Raw genomic sequence first — 23137 nt, forward strand, 5'->3', positions numbered from 1 at the left:
ATTTGTGATTATAAACATTTTCAAAATACAAAAATAACGCTTCTAGACGCGATAGAAGCCAATAGGGCTACTGATTTTTGGCTTCAATCCATTTGGCCAAATATTTGGTGCTGGCCATGGAATGGTGCAGCAACATGGAACCAATGAAATTGCCGGTTCTATGCGCTGGAAGCCTATCGAACACTGAATTGATCCGCTCCAACAGACGCTCCTCCAACAGACTCTTGTTATATACTTGATCGATGATAGCCACTCCGTTTTCTTGACATTTTTTCCATCTATGCTTATAGGTATAAAGTGCTACGGCATGATCTGCAATGCCTTTTGCATCATTGGAGATCATACCACTCCACGGAAGGTTGTCATTCATACCTTCTGCACCTATATCCGTTGAAACACTGGGCGTACCACAGAGCATGGCGTCTACCAATTTCCCCTTAATCCCTGCCCCAAATCGGAGGGGGGCCAAACTTACCCTGGCCTTCCCTACTACCTCCTTGGCATCCTCTGCCCTACCCATGACCAAAAATCCCTCTTTCGGTTGGTTTAACTGCAGCACTCGCTCCGGTAGGTAGGCTCCATAGATCCTTAGGTTTACAGTGGGTAATTGTTGTCTTATTTGTGGCCAAATTTCATCCTTCAGCCATCGGATGGCATCTATGTTGGGAGCATGTTTTCCGTTACCGATGCAAATAAAATCTTTTCTGTCCCCAAAGGGCAGCCATTTTGATTGAACCTCTTTATGTATGGTGTCCAACATAAAAGGCAAATGCATTAGCAGGTCCTGGGCTACGTTTATTTCATTGACCAACAGTTCCATCTCGTAGCTGGAAATAATAAGGCTCAGATCACTTCTGTAGATACTGGCCATTTCCCTTTTGGTAATTTCTGCTTGCTTCCAAGTATCGATGGAAGGTAAAACTTTGTTCTTTTTGGCCTCTAAACGAACAGATCTCAAGGAGTGTAAATCCTCTGTGTCCAATACCCTCAGGGCATTGGGGCATTGTTTGGCCACTCGCCACCCAAACTGTTCCTCCGTTAGAAACCTATCGAATAGAACCAGGTCCGGGTCTATTTTACGGATGAATTGGTCAAAACCGGAATCGTTCAAAAGAATTTGCTCGGGCATTATCCCCATGGATTTCAAGTCCAAGGAAAAGTCCGATTCCTGTGCGGTACTGGCAAAGGTGATCTTGCAGTTGTTGCGTTTGAAAAAAAGCAACAATTGGTGCATTCTGGATCCGGCAGCGGTTGAATTGGGTTCTGGCCAGACAAAGCCTATGATCAGTATTTTTTTTGGTTTCAAAATAGCTGTCATGACCTACATTTTCGAAGCAAATTTTTTAGAAATCCTAGATCGGAGTTTCCTTTCGTAATCTTCCTCCAACCATTCTTTATAATTTTTGGTGTTGTTCATGATGCAATAGGAATACAGCCGTACCCTATAGGCAATCTCTTCTTTTAACTGTTTTGCAAGGATACGGGCATCAAAAATATCCTCGCTATTTTCCACACAAATTTGAGCGTGTTGCTCTATGCTCCGTTCCAATACGGTCTTGGATTTTAAACCTTCTGCGAATACTTTCTTATATTCCTCGTTGATATCAAATTCCAAAGTACTGGATTTGGAAAACTTATCCTTGAGCTCTTGTGGCATTTCGTAAACAAAATCGCGCTCAATTTCTTCGTCATTTCTAATGTTTTCCAAGAAAAAATCAGGGAAGTGAAATATTTCCTTCCAATCCATAGGGGCATCCCACATACCAAATCGCGCTACATTGTTGCCAAGATCAATAACGGTAAACTCTTCTTTATCTGGCAGTACTCTGGAACCCCTTCCTATCATCTGAAAATAAAGGGTAAGGGATTTGGTGGCCCTGTTCAAGATAATGGTCTCCACCGATGGCTCGTCAAATCCCGTGGTCAAAATACTGACCGAAGTCAAAATGGCATCGGGAGTATTGGAAAACCATTTCAATATTTCCTTCCGCTCTGAAGCCGTATTCTTATTGTCCAGGTGTTTAATCTTGTAACCGGCCTTTTTGAAGGTCTCGCACACATATTTTGATGTGTTGATACCATTGTTGAATATGAGGGTTTTGGTACCCTTTGCAATCTCCTCATAAGACTCCAGAAGTTTGCTCTGCATGCTTAGGTTACCGTAGAGCTCATCGGAAGATTTAACGGTATAATCTCCATGGATCCCCAATTTTAGGGTTTTGAGACTTACATCCCTGTTGTACATGTTGGCACGGGCCAAAAACCTTTTTTCGATCAGATTACTGATAGATTCCCCCATGATCAATTTTTGGTAATTGTCCTTCATGGGAAGTTTTATATTGGAACTCAGGGGGGTTGCGGTAACTCCCAGAATGGTTGAGTTCTTAAAATATTTAAATAGTTTTCTGAAAGAATTGTAATGTGCCTCATCAATAATAACAAGGCCAATGTTCTTAATCTCCACCTTGTCCTCCTGTAACCGGTTGTTCAGGGTCTCTACCATGGCCACAAAGCACATAAACTCATCTTGGTCCACCAATTCCTTGACATCGCTGTTGATGATTTTGTTCTTTACCCCAAATCCCTTTAGCATTTTGGACGTTTGCGAACTAAGCTCAATACGGTGGGTCAAAACCACTACTTTTTTTTGAGTTTCCCTTATGTATCTTTTGGCTATTTCAGAAAAAACCACTGTTTTTCCTCCTCCCGTGGGTAATTGGTACAACAAATTGGAACCTTCGGGAGATTCTTCCAAATGTTTGAAAATGGTATTCAGATCCTCTAATTGATAATCGTAAAGGGTCTTTTCTACTTGTTCTTTTTTAATCTCCAATAGGTTGAAGGTTTTTTAGGGTTCTAACATTTTGGTGTTGAGGGAACCTTTCAAAATTAGCAGTTTTTTCCCTCTAATGAAATTTTAATCCCTGAAATATGAAAATTTTAATATCCTTTGGAGGCCGATACCACATTGATTAATGCCGTGTTGTTCATCAATCTGTGATAATTTTCCAAGAGCTGTGGCACAATGGAGCTAGGGGAAGATACACTTGCAATGTGGGGTGTAATATGGATATTGGGATGGTTCCAAAAGGGGTGTTCTTCCGGTAGGGGTTCTTGGGAAAATACGTCAAGGCTTGCACCGGACAAATGTCCATTGTTGATCAGCTCGAGAAGATCCGATTCCACCAAATGGCCTCCCCTGGCTACATTGATTACATAGGCCTCCTTGGGCAATTGAGACAACAGAGCCTTGTTCAGTATTCCTTTGGTGTCCTCGGTCAATGGTAGTAAACATACCAAAATGGAGGTGGTAGTTAAGAATGCTGTGAGTTCCTGCTCCCCCTTAAAGGTAGGTATCCCCTCCTTTTTGGAGTTGGCCCATCCCTGTACTTTGAATCCCATTTGTTGAAGATCCCTGGCAAGGGTACTGCCCAACTCCCCCAATCCCATGATTCCGACGGTAACGTCCTGCTTCCGCAAATACGCTCTCCTTGTCCAACTTTTTTTCGATTCTTGTTGACCATAGAAATGTAAATTCTTTAAATGGGCAAAGACACAGGCAATTACGAACTCGGACATGTCACTGGCCAGCATAGGGTCTACAACCCTAGTAACCGTCATATTGCCGGAAACATCCGGATCTGCCATAATAAAATCTACTCCAGCGCCCATGGACGCCACACATTTTAGGTCAGGATAGTTTTTTAGTGAACCCTTGGGATGTTGCCACACCAAAGCCATATTGATCCCCTCCATGGGATGTTCTTCTCCAAATTCGTAAATAGGGATCTCATTGGCTTCTTTTTGAAGCATTTCTTTCCACTGGGAAGCCTTTCCGTCCTGTCTGATGATTACTATGGCCATAAATTAGTCTATTATATCCAAGGCCCTCGAAAATTCATCTTCATTGGGCCACTTTTGATTTTGGGTAGCTTGAAATACCTTGACTATACGTTCTTTAAAATCGGGCAAAAGGGCATTTATGGCCACATACTGGACGGCCTCTGTGAATGAATTGAGCATACTCTTGTAAAAAGCTTCCGGGACATTTTTATCAGCTGAGAATGCTTGTGCGATCTCTACGTTGTACAACATGACATCTGCAATCAGTTGCGGCTCCACCCCTAATTTCAAAAAATGTTTGATGAATTTTTGGGCTACGGATCTTCTGGCCTTGGGCCTTTTTCGTTTCACAGGAAAATATTCGTTCGCTATTTTCACTTTTGCTTCCTGTACCATTTTATCCTCTTTGGGATTGAAAACAAAATCATAGTATTCCTTAACTACCGGGAAACGTTCATATAGGTCCAAAAGCTGGTCTGACAACTCCTCTTGCTTCAGATCTGCAAGATATTTTTTTAAGGCCCTTTTGCTCATATACGGTTATCAGGATATTGTTTGTCCAAAAATAGTATATGATTGAATATTTCAATCATTTTTTAGTGTATTTCCACTTAAAACTTAAATTTTTCTTAAAAAAACAGTCAAAATCATAGACTTTTTTGGATTATCCATAAAAATAATGTATCATATAGACTTGTAAACTATCTAAATCAAAAATTCATATATGAGGCAACTAAAGATCATCAAGCAAGTAACAAACAGGGAATCAAAATCATTGGACAAGTACTTGCAAGATATCAGTAAAATAGACATGATAACCGCAAATGAAGAGGTGGAGCTGGCGCAGAGGATAAGAGCGGGGGATCAAGTGGCCTTGAACAAATTAACTACAGCTAATTTAAGATTTGTTGTATCCGTAGCCAAACAGTACCAGAATCAGGGACTAAAATTACCTGACTTGATCAATGAGGGGAATGTTGGTCTGGTAAAAGCCGCAAAACGCTTTGATGAAACCAGAGGTTTTAAATTCATATCCTATGCAGTGTGGTGGATCAGGCAATCCATCCTACAAGCATTGGCAGAACAATCGCGGATTGTTAGGTTGCCCTTGAACAAGATCGGATCCATCAACAAGATCAAAAAGGCCTTTTCCTATTTGGAACAATCCCATGAGCGCCCGCCATCCGCGGAAGAAATAGCCAAAGAGCTTGAACTTTCCGTGAGTGAGGTAAAGCAGTCCATGAAAAACTCAGGTAGGCATGTAAGTATGGATGCTCCCTTGATAGAAGGAGAAAACTCCAATCTTTATGACGTGCTACGTTCCGGAGAGTCACCAAATCCAGATAAGAAATTATTACTGCAGTCCCTGAATACAGAAATAAACAGGGCTTTGGATACCCTATCGCAAAGGGAAGCCGATGTGGTTAAATTATATTACGGAATTGGGGACCAACACTCCATGACGCTAGCGGAAATAGGTCAGACTTTTGACCTTACAAGGGAAAGGGTACGACAAATAAGGGAAAAAGCCATTAGAAAGCTAAGACATAATTCCAGGAGCAAAATACTGAAGACGTATCTGGGATAAGAGTTGGTCAACATATATGGAATAAAAAAAGGAGCACCTGTTTGGATGCTCCTTTTTTAGTGGTCCTTTTGGTCACTATGAATAATTCAACTTGTTGATGTTGAAGTTGACCAAGATTTCGTTTAAATCTTGCATAAAGCTTAAATAAGCTGCGTTGTCTTGATTTTGGTTTGCCATAATTTGGGGTTTTAGTAATGATGTTATTAGGCTATAAATAGTCTAGCTCCACCAATTCGTTTAAACTCAAAATTTCATTTAAATCTTTAAGGAAAATTAAGTATTCCTCTCCGTAGGTGTCGTATAACATAATTAAGTTCGGGTTTTAGTTAATTTAAACTTGGGACTTTAAACTATGCAGTAAACTTATCCAAATGCCGCAAATGAAAAAATTTTTTGTGGTGAAGATGCTTTTTTTTGTTGTCAAAAGTAGTTCCCTATTGGGCAACCAAAGTTGATCAGAACATAAATCTATAGTTAATGCCCGCCGAAACCGACCAAACAAAACGTTCGGGATCAAAGATTAGTTCCTGTCTCAATACTCCAGCCTGCAGTTTCCAAAGGTTCTGCAAATTTTTGGACGGGAATTGATAGATCAAATTCAAGCGCTGTGATTCCAAGTATAGGACCGTTTCTGAAATCAATTGGTTGTTGATGTTCAATTGGGTCAGCTCTGGAAGAAACCCATAACTGACAACTGCTCCTATGTAGTTCTTTGCGGTCTTACCGTATTTCCTGACATCCAGAGCTCCAGAAAAACTGGGCGATGCATTGGGAACAGGAGTCACGTAAGGGCGAAATGAAAAATAGTAATTTCCACGGTACATCCCCAAGGAGCCGGTTAAAACGGTAGCGGTAGAATTCTCAAAATCGTAATATCTACCTCCCAAAGAAGCTTCCAACGCATTGGGCAAGGTAAGGTAGATCTCACCTCCTATCAAGTTCTGTGGAAAAATCTCAGCCTGGGAATAGGAATAGGTTAAATGGGCATTTACATTATTCGTGATTTTAGGGTATAGTTCAAGACCATATTGGATCCCTTCCATTCCAAATCGGTAACCATAGTTGATATGGGCCGCAATGCTCCCAAAGGGGGTCATCCTTTTATAGTCAATTTTAAGTGCTGCCATGGGATCATAAACGATATCAAAAACTTCCGCGGATGCAGACACTCCCAAGCTGTTCACATTAACCTGTTCTTTAAGTTCCCTGTACAATGCTTTGGCAACAGTATCCTGCCCAAACGTTTTGAGATGACCGGACAATAGGTCAATGGCCAAGGGAACCTCGCCTATGGAGCTGGTAGCCTTTGCCTTTAATAATGATAGGTCCCGGTCTTGTTTGATATAGAGTAGTGATTTATTGGATAGCCCAAGCGCCAAATAAAAATTATTGGCATATAGCTCATTGTTGATAGCCCCAATCCATGCATCTTTTGCCATTTTGTCCTGAGAAAGAACCTTGTTGAATTCATTTCTAGCGTTTATATAGTCGGCATCCCAACTATATGTTTTAGCCAGTAATATCCGGGCATCGTGATAGTTTGGGCTTTTATGTAATATATCCATCAGTAAGTCCCGGGCATCGTCCCGTTTGTCATTGAATGCCAGCTGTTGTGCCTCTGAAAAGCTTTCCTCAGGAGTTTTTCCGGTCATGCTTTCTTGGGAATGCACCCAAACGGATATCACCATGAACAGGAATAGGATATGGAACTTTATAGGATTCATTGTAGGGAGGCCTGATCTAAATATGCGTTAATTTTTGTGTGGTCAAAATACACCGAATTTGGATTTTCAAGTGCATACAATTCCATTTTTTCCTTGGCCCTGGACATTTTTTTTATGATCTCAGGGGATTTAATGTTATGTTTTTTCAATGGGTCTATCAATAATAAGGCCTCTTCGTTTTTATCTGACCAGAAATATACATCCAGTAAAGCAGCGTACCCATCAATGTAGTTGGGGTATTTTCGGATAACCTCTTTGAGAATGGATATACTCTCTCCATACTCGCCGTTCCAGGCATTTACCCTGCCCAAAAGAATTTCTGTGTCTGCATGCCCTGGAATTTTTGTTAGGATGTACCTACTCAGTAGTATGGCCCTTTCCCGTTCATTGTTCAACGCAAGCTCTCTTGCAGTGGTATAGGCGTTATCAAAATCGGCACCACTAAAAACACTGTTCACCCATATCTGTTCCTGTTTGGTAAACTCATTATTGGGTTTTTTGAATAGTGCTAGGGATGTGGGAATAATCTTGTTATTACTGTTCAAATAGGAATTTACGGCCTTGGAGAGGCTAAATCCATCTTTGACCTTCTCTATAATTGCGCCATTCTCTTCCGCGGCAAGTTCCAAATTGTGACCGAGCTTATACACTGATCTTCTGGAAATAAAATGACCACCCTTAATATACTCCCTTATGTTATTTTTTTCCCTGAGGAAAAGGATTTCTTTTCCTTCATCAAAAATTTCCTTGTTTATAAGGCTGGTGCCGAGCCAAGCCGTTTCTGTGGGAAGCTGTATTTGATACTTTTGGGCGAGTAGAGACATGATGCTAGGGGCCAAATCTGCATGGGAGGATAAAGAATTGAATTGTTTTGGGTTTTTAAGGAGGGGACTGTAGATTAGTAAAGGAACCCTATACCTGTCCAGTTTGTTTTCTTGTGGTAGATCGGATAGGTTATGTGTACCCGTAATGATAAAGATGGTGTTCTTAAAAGCTCTTTTTTTATTGTAATTGTTCATAAAGAACTTGATGCTTTGGTCCGTATAGTAAAGCCCGGCAAAAACTTCCTTATTTTTCTCCACAATTTTCATTGGTTTTGAGCCGAGGTCCAATTTATGTACGATCCTTTCTACTTTGTCCTCGTAATAGGCGAGGTTTGGTATGAGGGTAGGGTTTTTGGTGCTCAAGGTTTGGATTACATCAAATCTGGCATAGGGATATTCTATAAAATCCAGGGCGTATTTTTTGTATAGTTCTTTATCGGGGTAACCCAACGAAAAACCTGCGGCATCTTCCTTTTGTAGTTCATAGGAATTGTCAAAATTCTTTCTGTCCAATATATAATCTACCCTTTCTTCGTAAAGAAACTTGTCAAGAAAATTTATACTGCTATTGCCCCCATAATTAAAAGAGGTATAATATCCATTGGTTTTTAGGAGTCCATATAGGGTATTGCGTTCCACTGGCGTCTCCGAGTTGGTAAAACCGGTCTTACCAAAAGGCAGGGAACCAATGATGCTGGGAAGTGCTTCAGAGCTTTGCCCCACATTGCTTACATAATTGTTCCAAAATAGCGATCTGTCCTTTAAAGATTCGAGATATGGGGTAAACCCTTTGTAAATGGGATCTTTTCCAAGGAAGTCGGACCCCAGACCTTCAACGATCAGGATTACAATATTTGGTTTTTCCTTGCCGAGATTGAAATAGGCCCCTAAATCGTCCTTGATAATCGATGGTTTAAGGAGTGGGTACTCTACTTTACCATCATATTTGTTTAGATCTAGCCAAGCCTCTGCCAAACTCACGGTAAGGTGTTGAGTTTTATTCTCATTGATAGGCTTTTTTTCCGAGGCAAGTGCCGCCAGGAAGATACTAAAGAAGACAATGGTCAAGGGGTACATTCTATTCATAAGACGATGCACCTTTGAAGTTATCCTATAAAAAAGATAAAGGAGAATGCATATTCCTATAATGGCGATCAAAAATATGGTGCTGATCTTCCAGATATTTACACCGTTCCAAGAAAGGCCAAGAATGTTCACTTCTAGGATCTCATAATTGGCGAGATAGTATTCCGTAAGCAATACCTCGGTCAATAAGCCAGCAACCAAGAGAATGATGGTACTTACAAATCCTAGATTAGGCTTCCGTGCTTCTAGAAAATTGAAACTAAAAACCAGCAATAGTCCAATTAGGGAGGCATATCCGAGATGGTGAAATAGTAACAGCAAAAGGCTCTTGCCCACAAAACTGTCCAATACCCCGCTCAGGTATAGCCGAATAAATTGATAGAAAGAGATAATGACCAAACAGCCAAAAAAGGCAATGACCAAACGGGTATATTCCCGTAAGGTTTTCCTTGTCCCCTGTTTTTTAATCTTTTCCTCTACCTGCATGTATCTTAGGCTTTACTAAATCCTTTACGTGTTATTACTCCCCAACCAGATTTGATGTTGAACAACTTCTTATAGTTACCTCTTACTGCCGAATATACCACGATAGGGTGAAAAATTACAGGTTCCAAAATGGCAAATAGCATTAGTGTCAATATATCCTTGGTTTTGGTGTATTGGTTGTAAGAATACACATCCCACAAAATGGCATAAAATGAATACATTATCGTATATGCATAAATGGACAAGGTAATTGCCACAAAAAAGTTCCAGTTTAGGATCCCTAGGTAATAGAAAAGTATAATGGAGAAAAAACCAAAGAATTCCAATATGGGAGCCAGCCATTCATAAAAAAACCAATAGGGATAACTTATCATTCCCAGCTTGCCATATTTGGGATTGAAGAACATATCCTTGTGTTTTTGCAAGGTCTCCAAATTACCTCTGGACCAACGATCCCTTTGGTTTACCAAAATTTTCAAACTTTCGGGCACCTCGGTCCAGCATAAGGGATCAGGGATATACTCAATGGTATAAGGCTCCTCGCGATCATGCATATACCTGCGCATTTTGAAGACAATTTCCATATCCTCCCCTACTGTTTTGGTATCATAGCCCCCAACGGCCAAAGCAATTTCCCGATCAAAGAAGCCAAAGGCCCCTGAAATGATCAAGAGACTGTCAATTCTCCCCCAGGCCATTCTTCCCAATAAAAAGGAACGGGTATACTCCAAAAGCTGAAATTTGGCCAACCAATTTTTTGGCAAACGGATTTCCTCCAACATGCCACCGGCAATTTTACAGGAATTTGCTACCCTAATGACACCACCTACCGCTATCACCCTTTTTTGGGAGCGCTGGTAGAACGATTTGACCACATGTAACAGGGATTCTGGTAGCAATAGGCAATCCACGTCAATACATCCAACATATTTATTTTCAGATAAATGCATTCCCGTATTCAGGGCGTCGGATTTACCCCCGTTTTCTTTATCTATTACGGTTAGCTTGGAAAAGGACCTTTGTTTTGACTTGTAAATGCCACGGATGGGCTTGGATTGCCAGTTGGGATCTATTTTTTTGTCTATTTTGACAAGGTCATAGGCCGCAATCATCTTCTCCAAGGTATCGTCCTTGCTGCCATCATTCACAACCATGACCTCATAATTCACGTACTGCAGTGAAAGTAGCGAACGTATGTTTTCCACAATGGTAAGTCCCTCATTATAGGCAGGGGCAATAATGGTGATACTGGGGGCCATGGGTGAAGCCATTATTTTGGACAGATCCCCAAAACTGTTTTTGTTTTTGTAATGAAGGGAGTTTCTGGTAGAAAGATACCCCATAAAGGTGAACATGATGAACAACACCACGGTAAACACCAGAAAAACGATGTTTATGTAATCCAGGATGATATTGAATAGTCCACTATCCATTAAAAATGTCCTTTATTTTAGCAGGTAAGGAAAGAATTTGATCCAAGATGGACAGGGAGGACGATGGCTCATTTTTCGGCTGTTCTCCTTGCTTCATATTCGTATGCTGGTCCTTTACAGGATCAAGTTCAAAATCAACTTCCAAAAGATCTGAAGGTGATGGCCTAATGCTAAGGTCGTCCAATAAAAAGCAAAAATCCAAAGGCATTTTACCTTTGGTGTTTTGAAAATTTTCTACAGAATAGGGCTTGTCGGTTTTTTCGATGGGGATTTCCTCATCCAACATGAGAATTCCTGACGCTGGTAAGGGATCATCGGACTCCTTGGCCTTTGGGCATATTCCTCCTCCATATTGCTGCCGGGATGATTCATTCCCTTCCTCTGAATCAGCCTCGACAGGAACCAGCTGCAAGCGTTCTTCCAATAGTATTAAGGTCTGTTCAATTTTTTTCTTAAGGATCTGGTTCTCAGTTTCCAAGAGGGCATTTAGGAACTTTATCTCCTTGGTGTCCCCTATGGCTCCTATTTGATCCAATAACATTAATTTGGTCTCCAGATCTGCCGTTTCAAAAAGAGGTTTAAAAATACAGCGATCCCTTATTTTTTCAATTTCCAGGACTGCTCCCTCTTCTTCCGAATACCAATGGTTTTGTTCAGAAATACCATTTAGTATTTTCAAAGCCTTATCTCTTATACCAACATTTTCCTCATTGACTATGATTTGTTTTAAAATAGGTATCTCCCGTTCGTCACCAACGTCATAAATGGTATCCAGAAGTATATTTTTGTCACAATCATCTTTCTTTGAAAAAATATCCTCATAGAAATTGTCATTGGATGCGGTCCGGTCCTTATCCAGACGAAGCCCGTTAAAATCTGGCTTGAACTTGATCAGGGGTTCTTCGGTGTCCTTGGCAATGAAATCATCCAAATCTGGAATTTCGTTTAAAAACTTGTCAAAGGATTCGTAATCCATGGCATAAAGAATTTCATCAGATATCACTTCTAAATTCTTTAAATCCTCCATACTCAAAATGAAGGTTTCTTTTGCTGATTTTTCTTTTTTCTCTTCCTTCATGGGTTGCTCATTGATATGGTTCTTTCTTTGTTCTTCCAAGGCATGGATTTCAGGATCTTCATAGGCCTCTGTAGGACTCTCTATAATATCCTTTGGAAAATCCTCGGCCAAAATCTCCTCTTCTAGCGTGATTTCCTCAGGAGGTGTTATTTCAGAAATATCTTTTTCTTCTTCCTTGGTTACTGTTTCTGTGGCCGGAATTTCTGTGGCTATTGCTATATCTTCCTCTACCTCTTCTTGGGTAGACTGAATTTCGGGAGCCATAAAATTTTGGTCTCCATCAATGTCCTCCAGGTCTTCGGCAGACATAGCTGTATCGGGAGACAATAGATGGATAGTACTTAAAGCTTTACTTTTTACAATAAAGTTAAAAGACTTATTTTCAACATTTTGCAGAAACTCTATATCGTTGATACTTCCCAATTCAGATATGGTATCCAAAATCAAGACTTTACCGTTAACGTTGCTGTTCCAAAAGACTGCTTTAAGAGTGTCCAAAGCTTCCACGACACCAAATTTTTGGATACAACTGATAGCTTCCTCCTTGATCTGCTTGTTTTTGTGGCGAACCAATTGTATTAGCATGTTATTGGCGTCATTTTGGTCATAAAACTTTAACAAACGAAGGGCAAAAAGGACTACGCCTTTATTATTGGAGGTCAACCATCGCTTGAATCGTGGGGGGGTAAAGTCTTCCCTGTTCCTTAGGATATCCATTAACTTAAGCTGTTGCCATTCCGATATTTGGTACCGAGTGGTATCTAAAAAGTGGGATATACCTCTTTCTTCCAAGGAAACTGTGGCCAATTCGGCTTGTTTCCGGACTGTTCCCCTCTTGTCGTTGATGAATTTTGTAATAAAACCATAAGATTCTGTGACACTCATATGGGTAAGCTCCATAATCCCTTGGGAAACCACCTGCCATCGGTAACTTCTTAGTTTATCAAATGCGTTGTTGTGAAGCCCCAAGTCCTTAAAAAGCTTGTAGAGGCGCTCCAAGGTTTCTCCAGATACATCTTTCTGAAGATCAATCAGGATGTCCGATAAGATCTGATGATTGAACTCGTCCTTGATCAGATCCCTGATCTCAATCTTAAGATGGATATAATTTTTGTACTCTTCCTCACTTGAATTATTGGCATCGAAAAACAAAAACTCACTGATCATAGGAGAAAGTTGTTTTTTTCTCTCGGAGATCATCTTGGTCTTTGACGTGAATTTATTTCTAAAGAAAAAGATCACTCCAAAATACACCAAGGCCAATACAGAAAACAATAGCGTTAGATCCCATAAAAGATCCGTGTGGATCTTGGGAATATCTAACAGCGCATAGCTATATATTGTTAGTTGGTTCATGAAAGTATTATACTTTTCTTAGTTCACGGGCAACCCTTACCAATAGTTCGGTTGGACTTACAGGTTTAGAGATAAAATCATTGGCACCTAGCTCAAAAGCACTCAGAACATTTTCCTCGTTGCCTGCAGACGAAATGATAATGATAGGGATGGATAGGGCCATTTTGTTTCTCACAAAGTCAATGAGTTCCAATCCGGACAAATAAGGCATCATGATATCACTGACAATGATATCGGGGATATTTTCGGTGAGTTTTTCTTTAACCTGCTTGCCGTCATTGGCTCGTATGACGTCGTAGCCGGCCTTTTGTAGCCGAAAGGTCAACAGGGAAGCCAGTAATTCGTCATCTTCGGCCAGTAAAAGTTTTTTCTTGTCCATTTGGGGGGAATGGTTAGGTTATTATTTCATTTTTTCCATCTCTAATTCTATGGCATGTACCACTACGGGGTACTCGTCCAGAAAACAGTCGTACAGGAATTCCAAGTACTTCATGTCGCGGTCGGTCATACAGGTTTTGTGCATTTGCACAACGATGGAATGCAAGCTGAACGTTTGCATCATGGCCAGCCCAGATTTCATTTTATGAGCTGCAAATTGTATACTTTCGAAGTCTTCAAGTTTAAGATGGTGTTTTACATTGCCGATGAATTCAAGGGCATTTTGTTTGTATAGGGATACCAACTCTTCCAAAAGATCCATTTCGCCCATACACTCTTCCAAAATGCTTTTTAAATCTATTTTGGGTGACTTTTCATCAAATGTTGCTTCTGATGGGTTTGCCATGTTGGTGTCTGCTTTGGACATGATCTCCATTTGGGCCCTGTTGGAAGTTAATTTCAACAAGAGTTCATCTGGACTGTATGGCTTTAATATATAATCGTTGATACCATTATCTTGGCACTGTTCCTTGTCCTTGATAGAAAAGTCGGCAGTTAATGCTATTACCGGTATTTGGCTTATATAGGTATTTTTGCTGCTTCTAATTCTGCGGGTAACCTCGAAGCCATCCATTACAGGCATTCGAAGGTCCATAAAAACTAAATCTATCTTATTATTTTCCAAAATATTGAGCCCATAACGGGCATTATCTGTTATATGAACAATACAGCCCCAACTTTTTAATCTTGTTTCAATGAGTTTTTGGTTGAGCAAGTTGTCCTCAAAAACCAAGATCTGCATGCCTTTGACAAGTTCCTTTCTACTGTTAATGTTGGCCTTATGCTGCTGGTCATTTTCTTTTGCGACATTGGTCCCAATGATAAACGGAAGCTCAAATTTAAATGTGGTACCAACTCCCAAAGTACTGGTAACGTTTATTTTACCGTTTAAGTTTTCAATAATTTGTTTAACAATACTAAGCCCTAGGCCAGATCCACCATATTTTTTGAAGGTATCGTGTTCGGCTTGTCTAAACGTATCAAAAATATGCTCGATCTGTTCTTCTGAGATTCCAATGCCCGTGTCTATAATATTAAAATCCAGTACGATCTCTTCGCTGTTCTGTTTTATGGAGTTTATCTTCAGGTGAATATCTCCCTTGTTCACAAATTTGATGGCATTGCCAATGAGGTTCAGAAGAATTTGTGACAGTTTTGATGGATCTCCTACCAACATTTCTGGTATTTTGGTGTCCATATCCACTTCTAAACGCACCTCTTTTTCCATGATGAGCGTGTTGCAGAGATACATCACGTCTCTTACCAGACTGTAAAAGTTGAAATTGACGGACTCAAAATGTTCAAGGCCAGCAGAAAGTTTGGAATACTCCAAAAGTTCGTTGATAATATCCATTAGATTGTAGGAAGCGGATTGTATGGCGTTTACGTGCTGTTCCTGGTCAACTGAAAGGTTGCTTTCTTTTAGAAGGTCCGTAAAACCTATGATCCCATTGAGCGGTGTTCTGATTTCATGGCTAACCTTGGCTACCAACAACTCGCCTGTGCTGTTGAGATTGCCTTTGGAGGTTTTTGTGGAATTGATTTTTTTTGTATCCTCAACGCCTTCCGGTTCTACATCGCTATAGTTTTGGGAAGCGTTGGAAGTAACGGCGCCAACCAACTTCTCTTCAAGGCTGCTTTTTAACGAATTGAATGATTTTTTAAGATTTGTTGCTTCCTCAGCAGTCAATTTTTCGAAAGAAAGATTGCTCAGCTTTGACTCCAAGTCGGTTAAGTGGTACGTTAGGTCTTTAGATTTCAAAGAGTATCGGATTTGGGTTTCTTGGCTTTATGAATCGAATTCAAAAATCATCCGCCAATTGTTATTTATGGTTTTTCGTTGTTTAAATCTCACCATTCTATCCTGTTTGGGCAATTAAATGTTACCTACCCTTCCTTTTGTGTTGTCAAATTGCTTTATTTGTAGGTATAAAAACCTGTACCATGAAGCACTTTGCCGTATTAATTTGCATTTTAACCTTGGCGTCCTGCCAGGAGCAGAAAAAAGAAAATGCCGAAAGCATAATGGATAAGGCCCTTAGAATTCACGAAAAGGTTATTACCATAGACACCCATAACGATATTAATGTCAATAACTTTACAGATAGTATCAATTATACCCAGAATCTGGATACGCAAGTCAATTTGCCAAAAATGAAGGATGGCGGATTGGACGTCTCTTGGTTGATTGTTTATACGGGACAGGATTCGCTCAATGCCCAGGGATATGACAAGGCGGCTGAAAATGCCATGGCCAAATTTGAGGCCATCCATAGACTTTGTGAGGTAATTGCTCCTGATAAGATTGAATTGGCACTGAACTCCCATGATGTGCGCCGCATATCCAAAACCGGAAAAAAAGTGGCTATGATCGGGGTGGAAAATGCATACCCAATTGGGGAAGATCTTTCAAATTTTGAAAAATACCACAACCTCGGGGCCAGATATATCTCACTTTCCCATAATGGGCATAGTCAATTTTGCGATTCCAACACAGGAGAAAAGGACCGCATATGGTTGCATAATGGTTTAAGTGAATTAGGTAAAAAGGCTGTAGTTGAGATGAATAGACTTGGTATAATGATAGATATTTCACATCCATCAAAATCTTCTATGGAACAAATGCTGGCCATTTCCAAAGCGCCAGTGATTGCCTCACATTCTTCGGCAAGGGCCTTGTGCAACCACAGCCGAAATTTGGATGATGACCAATTATTGTTGTTGAAAAAGAATGGTGGGGTGGTACAGACCGTTGCCTTCAGCTCTTACTTAAACACTCAAAAGCATGAGACTAGAGCGGCTTATATGAAAGAGCTCTATGCAAAGATTGCAGATTCTCTGGAAATTGATTGGTATGAAAGATCGCAATTGGCCAATTTGTCAGATGTCCAAAGAGCAGCATTCATGAAGAATTACCCGAAAGTATTGAAATTGGCCAAGGTTCAGGCGTCAGTGGACAAAAATGCTCCTGCAGCTGTGAACGTATCCGATTTTGTGGACCATATAGATTATATGGTAAAACTTATTGGAATAGACCATGTGGGAATAAGCTCCGATTTTGACGGTGGTGGCGGTATAGAAGGCTGGGATGATGCCTCTGAAACGTTTAATGTAACCCACGAATTGGTAAAAAGGGGATATTCCGAAGAAGAAATTGAAAAACTCTGGGGAGGAAATCTGTTGAGGGTTCTGGATGAAGTACAGGCAATTTCCAAGAACTGGGCCGAAAACTAATTATCGGCCGCCAGTCTGTCCCTTACATATTCTACCTTTGTTTTTCCATGGGATGCCGGTTTGCCGTCTGTTCCTAGGTTGACCATGATAATATTATCTACCGTAACAATGGTTTCACGGGTCATCTTGTTCCGCACCTCACAATTAAGGGTAAGGGAGGTTCTTCCGAATTTGACCACCTCAATACCAATTTCAACAATATCGCCTTTTACGGCCGTACTCATGAAATTGATTTCCGACATGTATTTTGTAACTACTTTTTTGCTCTCCAACTGAATGATACTGTACAATGCGGCCTCCTCATCAATCCATGCCAAAAGCCTCCCTCCGAACAAGGTCTCATTGGCATTTAAATCTTCTGGCTTTACCCATTTTCTGGTGTGAAATCTCATAATTGCTAAATTTATACCCCAATTTAGTCGACTTTCCCTTTTAAAAATAACAACAAATTAGAATTCAGGATAGATTTATCAATTTGGAAATTAAGGGGGCCCTAAATCCATATATCAATAAAAAACCATCCCCAAAATTATAATAACTACTTCATATACACGGTTTTCCTATTGACAAATTCCATGATTCCATGGGAAGAAAGCTCACGTCCATACCCAGAGTTCTTTGTGCCCCCGAATGGTAAACGCGGATCGCTCTTTACCAGTTCGTTCACAAATACGGCCCCGTCATCGAATTGTGGAACCAATCGTTTTGCCTTATCCATATCCTTGGTAAATATGGACACACCAAGGCCAAAAGCAGAAGCATTGACCAAGTCTACGGCCTCTTCTTCCGTATCAAAGGTGGTAATACCAATCGCCGGACCAAAGGTTTCATCCTTGAATACAGGCATTTCTTTTGTTACCTGATTCAAAATAGTTGGTTCAAAATAAGCCCCCTTTCTTTTGCCGCCCAGCAGGAGGTTTGCACCCATGGTTATGGATTTATTTACCTGTTCCTCCAGTTCTTTCGCCAAATCCTCCCTTGCCATTACCCCAATAAAGGTGTCTTTCTCCATAGGATCTCCAGATTTCAATTCAGCGACCTTGGATTTGAACTTATTGGTAAACTCTTCCGCTATGTTCGTATGAAGCAGCAATCTCTTTCCGGCAATACAGCTCTGACCTGTATTCTGGAATCTTGCATTAACGCAGATATCCACTGCCCTATCCATATCCGAATCATCAAATACCACCAAAGCATTGCTGCCTCCCAGTTCCAGAACTGATTTTTTTATGTGCTTTCCGGCAATGGACGCCACAGAGGATCCTGCAGGTTTGCTACCGGTAAGTGTCACCGCTTTGATATGGTCATTCTTTATGATTTCCGCTATCTCATCGCTGCCAATGATCAAATGTTGGAAACAACCACTGGGAAATCCTGCCCTCTGGAATACCTGTTGGATCAGTTCTCCAGATTTCATGGTATTCGATGCGTGTTTTAAAATCCCAATATTTCCGGCCATAAGGGCTGGTGCAGCAAACCGAAAGACCTGCCAAAAGGGATAGTTCCATGGCATTACGGCCAGAACAACCCCTATAGGCTCAAAGCTCACATAACTGTAGTCGGCATCGGTACGGACCACTTCATCCTTTAGCTGAGATTCGGCATGTTCAGCGTAGTACTCGCACACCCAGGCACACTTTTCTATTTCTGACAAGGACTGGCTAATAGGCTTGCCCATTTCTTGGGTGATGACCTTGGCGTATTCTTCCTTATTCTTTTTCAACTCGGCCGCCGCTTTTAGCATTAAAGCTGCTCTTTTGTCAAAGCCGGTTTTTCGCCATGGAACAAATGTGTCCGCAGCTAAATTCAGTTTTGCGACTATTTCAGCTTTATCGAGTTCCTCGAATTGAAATACTTCTTGCTGGTTATATGGGTTGATCGATTTTTTCATATGGTTACATTTTTTATAAAGTTAGAATGTAGTGGGCCAAGGCTGGATTCTTTTAACGATTTTAACGGATAACACCGGACCCTGTTAAAAAAATTAAGAATTTATGTTGGATATGTGTAACATTATGCAGATTTAGATACTAATAATCGTAGAATCATTATAAATCAACTGGAAATGAAAACATTAAAAATTAGTTTGGCTGCTCTATTATGTTCTTTTTTGATGCCCTTACAGGCTCAAACGGCCGACGATATTCTTGCCAATTATTATGAAAATATTGGTGGATTGGAAAAAATGAAAAGTCTTAAAGGCGTTAAAATGAAGGCAAAGGTAAGTCAAGGTGGTATGGAAATCCCTCTTGAAATCTTTCAATTGAGTGATGGCCGACAGATGACGGTCATCAATTTTCAAGGAAAGGAAATAAAGCAAGGGGTATTTGATGGGAATACTTTATGGAGCCATAATTTCATGACCTTGAAGGCAGAAAAAAGTGACGCAGAGGCAACCGCGAACTTTAAGCTCAACACCAATGACTTTCCAGATTCCTTTATTGATTACAAGAAAAAGGGATATACCGTTGAATTAATGGGAAAGGAAACCATAGACGGCGCCGAAACCTATAAAATAAAATTGGTAAAAGAACCAATTATGGTTGACGGCAAGCAAGAAGAAGATATTGCTTTTTATTTTTTTGACACGGAAAATTTTGTTCCGATCGCTGTGCAATCAGAGGTTAAATCTGGGCCTGGCAAGGGTATGACCTCAGAGGTGACCATGAGTGATTATCAAGAGGTAGATGGCATTTATTTTCCATTTTCCATGACGCAAGGTGTCAAAGGGCAACCAGGAAGCCCTCTTACCGTGGAAAGCATCACACTAAACCCTACCGTTGAGGATGGGGCATTTGTATTTCCCGATGAAATCGTAAAAGATAAATAATCCAATCTAACGCAAAAGACTCTTTTCAGAAGGGTCTTTTTTTATTTAAAACTGATTCGAAATGAAAAAATCGATAATTCTATTTTTATTTGTGGCTGTGCTCATCCCTTCCCACGGAACTTCCCAAGAGACCAAAACCAATAATGGTAAAGAAATTTTTGGTGATATCACGGCCCGACATATTGGACCAGCCCTAATGAGCGGACGTATCAATGATTTGGAAGTGCACCCAACCAATAGCCGAATCCTATATGCAGGTACAGCGGGTGGCGGTGTTTGGAAATCAAATGATGCAGGCACCACTTTCAATCCCATTTTTGATGAATATTGCCAATCCATAGGAACCGTTACCCTAGATCCGAATGATCCGGACAATACTATTTATGTAGGGACTGGAGAAACTTGGACCCGAAACAGTGTATCCATTGGAGATGGACTCTATAAGTCGGTTGACGGAGGTGCCAATTGGGACAAAATTGGTTTCGAAGCTTCAGAACGTATTTCCGGAATTATTGTAAATCCAAAAAATTCCAATGAAATCTATGTAGGTGTATTGGGAGCTTTATGGGGTGATAGTGAAGAGCGAGGTGTCTATAAATCAACTGATGCTGGGGCAACTTGGAACAAATTACTTTATGTGAACCCCAAAACCGGTTGTGCAGATCTATCCATGGACCCTGAAAACCCCAATGTGCTTTATGCCTCCATGTGGGAGTTCAGGCGTACGGGTTGGTCTTTTGAATCGGGTGGCAGCAACAGCGCGCTTTACAAATCTACAGACGGAGGAACTACCTGGAAAAAGATCCATAATGGTTTTCCGGATGGTAATTTGGGCCGATTGGGAATTGCCGTTGCTCCTTCCAAACCAAACATCCTTTATACGGTTATAGAAGCCGAAAAAAACGAAAAGAAAGGATTGTACAGAAGTGATGATTATGGAGAATCATGGAAACAATTGAACAATGATTTCGGAATTACCGTAAGGCCTTTTTATTTTTCCAGAATTGTGGTAGACCCGCAAGATGAAAATGTAGTGGTCAAAGGCGGTCTCAGTGGATCCATATCCAGGGATGGAGGAAAAACCTTCAAGAATCTTGGAAATATGCATAGTGATATCCATGATTTTGCCTTTGGAATCAAAGATTCCGATGTGCTTTATGTGGGTACCGATGGTGGTGTCTATAGATCTTGGAATGGAGGAAACACTATGGAAATTGTAGAAAACCTACCGCTCTCACAATTTTATCATATTAGTGTTGACAATGAGGAGCCATACAATGTATATGGTGGGTTGCAGGACAATGGTTCCTGGTACGGCCCATCCAGTTCTCTAGGGGGTATTGAGGCTAGGGATTGGAATTCTGTTGGGTACGGTGATGGTTTTAGAGTTTTAAAACATCCTTCCAAAAATATAATTTATTCCGAAATGCAGGGCGCAGAGAATGTGTGGCGTTATGATGTGGACAGAAAACTGACCAAGACCATACAGCCATTGCCAACTACAGCTACGCCCAAATTACGGTTTAATTGGAATGCTCCCATGGCCATCAGTGAGCATCAACCGGATCGTTTTTATATGGGTAGTCAGTATCTGCACAAATCTGAGGATATGGGAGACACTTGGCAGATAATATCTCCTGATCTGACCACCAATGACCCGGCCAAGCAAAATCAAGAAAGTTCCGGCGGACTCTCCATGGATAATTCAGGGGCAGAAAATCACACCACCATTTTTACCATTGCCGAATCGCCTTTGGATGAAAATGTCATTTGGGTGGGTACGGATGATGGAAACGTTCAGGTTACCAAGGATGGTGGAAAAACGTGGACCAACACCGTAGGCTCCATCAATGGCTTGCCAAAGAACACATGGTGCTACCATATTGAAGCCAGTTCCTTTGACAAAGGGACTGCCTACGCCGTTTTTGAAGGTCATACCAATAACGACATGAAACCTTATGCCTATAAGACCACGGATTATGGAAAAACATGGTCCAATATCATTACCCCGGATGTAGTTGGATTTGCCCGAAATATACAGGAAGACTACGTGAATCCCGATCTTTTATTTTTAGGAACGGAGTTTGGTCTCTATATTACTATGGATGGGGGATCCAATTGGTACAAGTTCACCAACAATATGCCCGCTGTGGCAGTTCATTTTATTGACCTACAGAAAAAAACGAACGACCTTGTTATGGGAACCCATGGAAGAGGGGTTATCATTATAGACGACATTTCTCCTTTGAGGGACCTAACGGCCGAGGTCATGGAAAAGGACGTCCATTTTTTCGCCAACAGCCCTACTGTCATTGACGAACAGGGAGGTTTTTCCGGAAGCTTTGGAAATGAGACCCAATTTGTGGGCCAGAGCAAAAGCAAGAACGCCCAAATCAAATATTATTTGAATAAGCGACATACCTTCGGAAAAATGACGATGGAAGTACAGGATATGGAAGGAAATAAAATAATGGAACTTGGACCCGGTAAATCCAAAGGGATCAATATTGTAAATTGGGCCTATACCAGGAAAGCACCAAAAGTTGCCACCGGCAAGACGTTCACCTTTGGCGGTTTTACGGCACCAAAAGTTCCCGCAGGAATGTATAAGGTGGTCATGAACAAGGGTAAGGATACCTATGAGCATACTTTTGAATTGGTCTATGACGATAACTCTCCCCTATCGGATGCGGACCGAAAGATTAAGAATGAAACCATTATGAAACTTTATGACATGACGCAAGAGTTGGCTTATTTGGTGTATGAAGTAGATACCCTATTGGATCAGTCCAAGTCGACTGGAAATAAAAAACTTAATTCTAAATTGAACGCCTTGAAAGAAACCTTGGTCGTTACTACAGGGGATAATTATGTGGGTTCAGCCGAACCACAATTAAGGGAGAAGATGGCAGACCTTTACAGCAAGTTGGCCAGTAACTATGACAAACCGACAAAATCGGAATTGGATAACTTAAAAGTAATCTCCGACCGATTTACCAAAGCAAAAAACGAGTTTGAACAATTGAAGAATAAATTTAAGGACTATGAAAGTCTGCAATTAAAATCTTTTCAGGAATTCCTGGAGAGCAAATAAGAAGCAATACTACAAAGTATGAGCCATCGACCTCAAGGCCGATGGCTTTTTTTGTTCATAACCCGGTTAAAAACTAATTGGTATATATAATTTATGACCATGCTTAATGGCTACCTTTATAAA

The 23137-nt window shown here is 40.7% G+C and carries 16 protein-coding genes; 4 read left to right on the forward strand and 12 right to left on the reverse strand.

From position 1 onward, the window contains the following. Window positions 1-67 precede the first annotated feature (67 nt). The 4 genes from WAA86_RS04135 to WAA86_RS04150 all read right to left on the reverse strand — a co-directional run bounded on the left by WAA86_RS04135 (window position 68) and on the right by WAA86_RS04150 (window position 4377). Window positions 68-1318 (reverse strand): glycosyltransferase, encoded by a 1251-nt coding sequence (locus tag WAA86_RS04135; RefSeq protein ID WP_337299718.1) that lies wholly within the window; start codon window positions 1316-1318, stop codon window positions 68-70. 3 nt (window positions 1319-1321) lie between these two features. Continuing rightward, on the reverse strand, window positions 1322-2833 hold the full coding sequence (locus tag WAA86_RS04140; protein ID WP_337299719.1) for a DEAD/DEAH box helicase: 1512 nt from the start codon (window positions 2831-2833) through the stop codon (window positions 1322-1324). A 107-nt stretch (window positions 2834-2940) separates the two neighbouring features. Further along, complete coding sequence (locus tag WAA86_RS04145) at window positions 2941-3864, reverse strand: 2-hydroxyacid dehydrogenase (RefSeq protein WP_337299720.1); 924 nt, start codon at window positions 3862-3864, stop codon at window positions 2941-2943. 3 nt (window positions 3865-3867) lie between these two features. Next, complete coding sequence (locus WAA86_RS04150) at window positions 3868-4377, reverse strand: DUF6155 family protein (protein ID WP_337299721.1); 510 nt, start codon at window positions 4375-4377, stop codon at window positions 3868-3870. A gap of 190 nt (window positions 4378-4567) precedes the next feature. Between WAA86_RS04150 and WAA86_RS04155 the strand changes: the two genes are divergently transcribed. Next, window positions 4568-5431, forward strand: a complete 864-nt coding sequence (locus WAA86_RS04155) for a sigma-70 family RNA polymerase sigma factor (protein WP_337299722.1) — start codon at window positions 4568-4570, stop codon at window positions 5429-5431. Window positions 5432-5886: 455 nt separating this feature from the next. Here WAA86_RS04155 and WAA86_RS04160 read toward each other — a convergent pair whose 3' ends face one another. The 6 genes from WAA86_RS04160 to WAA86_RS04185 are packed head-to-tail and all read right to left on the reverse strand — an operon-like array spanning window position 5887 to window position 15618. Continuing rightward, complete coding sequence (locus WAA86_RS04160) at window positions 5887-7155, reverse strand: YaiO family outer membrane beta-barrel protein (RefSeq protein WP_337299723.1); 1269 nt, start codon at window positions 7153-7155, stop codon at window positions 5887-5889. Beyond that, entirely contained in the window at window positions 7152-9551 is a 2400-nt protein-coding gene (locus WAA86_RS04165) for a sulfatase-like hydrolase/transferase (protein ID WP_337299724.1), read from the reverse strand. Before WAA86_RS04165 ends, WAA86_RS04160 begins: the two co-directional genes overlap by 4 nt. Before the next feature lie 5 nt (window positions 9552-9556). Beyond that, the gene (locus tag WAA86_RS04170; protein ID WP_337299725.1) at window positions 9557-10984 is read right to left on the reverse strand and encodes a glycosyltransferase family 2 protein; all 1428 of its coding nucleotides are present in this window, start codon (window positions 10982-10984) and stop codon (window positions 9557-9559) included. Then, on the reverse strand, window positions 10977-13418 hold the full coding sequence (locus WAA86_RS04175) for a hypothetical protein (RefSeq protein WP_337299726.1): 2442 nt from the start codon (window positions 13416-13418) through the stop codon (window positions 10977-10979). The genes WAA86_RS04170 and WAA86_RS04175 overlap by 8 nt, the downstream gene beginning before the upstream one ends. 7 nt (window positions 13419-13425) lie before the next feature. Then, a complete protein-coding gene (locus tag WAA86_RS04180; protein WP_337299727.1) occupies window positions 13426-13797 on the reverse strand; it encodes a response regulator transcription factor in 372 nt (123 codons plus the stop codon). 21 nt (window positions 13798-13818) lie between these two features. After that, complete coding sequence (locus WAA86_RS04185) at window positions 13819-15618, reverse strand: ATP-binding protein (protein WP_337299728.1); 1800 nt, start codon at window positions 15616-15618, stop codon at window positions 13819-13821. A 182-nt stretch (window positions 15619-15800) separates the two neighbouring features. Here WAA86_RS04185 and WAA86_RS04190 point away from each other — a divergent pair, with 182 nt between their 5' ends. Then, on the forward strand, window positions 15801-17090 hold the full coding sequence (locus tag WAA86_RS04190) for a dipeptidase (protein WP_337299729.1): 1290 nt from the start codon (window positions 15801-15803) through the stop codon (window positions 17088-17090). Here WAA86_RS04190 and WAA86_RS04195 read toward each other — a convergent pair. Continuing rightward, entirely contained in the window at window positions 17087-17482 is a 396-nt protein-coding gene (locus WAA86_RS04195) for an acyl-CoA thioesterase (protein WP_337299730.1), read from the reverse strand. The two genes, WAA86_RS04190 and WAA86_RS04195, sit on opposite strands and share 4 nt — an antisense overlap. A 146-nt stretch (window positions 17483-17628) precedes the next feature. Next, window positions 17629-18981, reverse strand: a complete 1353-nt coding sequence (locus WAA86_RS04200; RefSeq protein ID WP_337299731.1) for an NAD-dependent succinate-semialdehyde dehydrogenase — start codon at window positions 18979-18981, stop codon at window positions 17629-17631. A 174-nt stretch (window positions 18982-19155) separates the two neighbouring features. On the opposite strand from WAA86_RS04200, the gene WAA86_RS04205 reads away from it, so the two are divergent. Both WAA86_RS04205 and WAA86_RS04210 read left to right on the forward strand, forming a co-directional pair. Then, entirely contained in the window at window positions 19156-19920 is a 765-nt protein-coding gene (locus WAA86_RS04205) for an outer membrane lipoprotein-sorting protein (protein ID WP_337299732.1), read from the forward strand. A gap of 61 nt (window positions 19921-19981) precedes the next feature. Continuing rightward, entirely contained in the window at window positions 19982-23014 is a 3033-nt protein-coding gene (locus tag WAA86_RS04210) for a WD40/YVTN/BNR-like repeat-containing protein (RefSeq protein ID WP_337299733.1), read from the forward strand. Window positions 23015-23137 lie beyond the last annotated feature (123 nt).

The organism is Sediminicola sp. 1XM1-17 (genome assembly GCF_037203765.1).
GTDB lineage: Bacteria > Bacteroidota > Bacteroidia > Flavobacteriales > Flavobacteriaceae > Sediminicola.

Excerpts from the sequence above, each read along its gene's own strand:
- WAA86_RS04135 (WP_337299718.1), bottom strand. The coding sequence starts at position 1,318 with ATGACAGCTATTTTGAAACCAAAAAAAATACTGATCATAGGCTTTGTC.
- WAA86_RS04145 (WP_337299720.1), bottom strand. The coding sequence starts at position 3,864 with ATGGCCATAGTAATCATCAGACAGGACGGAAAGGCTTCCCAGTGGAAA.
- WAA86_RS04150 (WP_337299721.1), bottom strand. The coding sequence starts at position 4,377 with ATGAGCAAAAGGGCCTTAAAAAAATATCTTGCAGATCTGAAGCAAGAG.
- WAA86_RS04155 (WP_337299722.1), top strand. The coding sequence starts at position 4,568 with ATGAGGCAACTAAAGATCATCAAGCAAGTAACAAACAGGGAATCAAAA.
- WAA86_RS04160 (WP_337299723.1), bottom strand. The coding sequence starts at position 7,155 with ATGAATCCTATAAAGTTCCATATCCTATTCCTGTTCATGGTGATATCC.
- WAA86_RS04165 (WP_337299724.1), bottom strand. The coding sequence starts at position 9,551 with ATGCAGGTAGAGGAAAAGATTAAAAAACAGGGGACAAGGAAAACCTTA.
- WAA86_RS04170 (WP_337299725.1), bottom strand. The coding sequence starts at position 10,984 with ATGGATAGTGGACTATTCAATATCATCCTGGATTACATAAACATCGTT.
- WAA86_RS04175 (WP_337299726.1), bottom strand. The coding sequence starts at position 13,418 with ATGAACCAACTAACAATATATAGCTATGCGCTGTTAGATATTCCCAAG.
- WAA86_RS04180 (WP_337299727.1), bottom strand. The coding sequence starts at position 13,797 with ATGGACAAGAAAAAACTTTTACTGGCCGAAGATGACGAATTACTGGCT.
- WAA86_RS04190 (WP_337299729.1), top strand. The coding sequence starts at position 15,801 with ATGAAGCACTTTGCCGTATTAATTTGCATTTTAACCTTGGCGTCCTGC.
- WAA86_RS04195 (WP_337299730.1), bottom strand. The coding sequence starts at position 17,482 with ATGAGATTTCACACCAGAAAATGGGTAAAGCCAGAAGATTTAAATGCC.
- WAA86_RS04200 (WP_337299731.1), bottom strand. The coding sequence starts at position 18,981 with ATGAAAAAATCGATCAACCCATATAACCAGCAAGAAGTATTTCAATTC.
- WAA86_RS04205 (WP_337299732.1), top strand. The coding sequence starts at position 19,156 with ATGAAAACATTAAAAATTAGTTTGGCTGCTCTATTATGTTCTTTTTTG.
- WAA86_RS04210 (WP_337299733.1), top strand. The coding sequence starts at position 19,982 with ATGAAAAAATCGATAATTCTATTTTTATTTGTGGCTGTGCTCATCCCT.